Raw genomic sequence first — 204 nt, 5'->3', positions numbered from 1 at the left:
CGATGATGACGCCGGTCGGGCGATTAGTTCTGCTGCGCTCGATCGACAAGAGCGCGCTGGTCAATGCGATGGCCTGGGTCACCGTGCCGGCGCTGGTCGGGCCGGTGATCGGCCCGCCGCTCGGCGGCTTCATCACCACGTACTTCTCGTGGCACTGGATCTTCCTGATCAACATTCCGATCGGCCTGATCGGCATCGCGATGG

The 204-nt window shown here is 64.2% G+C and carries 1 protein-coding gene; it reads left to right on the top strand.

All coding sequences use genetic code 11. The features are described from left to right. Nucleotides 1-204: MFS transporter (locus I5M_RS29610; RefSeq protein WP_040771684.1), on the top strand; the 204-nt coding region annotated here is incomplete at both ends.

The sequence above is a fragment of the Rhodopseudomonas sp. B29 genome (genome assembly GCF_000333455.1).
Lineage (GTDB): Bacteria > Pseudomonadota > Alphaproteobacteria > Rhizobiales > Xanthobacteraceae > Rhodopseudomonas.
The sequence above is the reverse complement of the archived record's forward strand: the minus strand, read 5'-3'. Positions and strand labels throughout refer to the sequence as shown.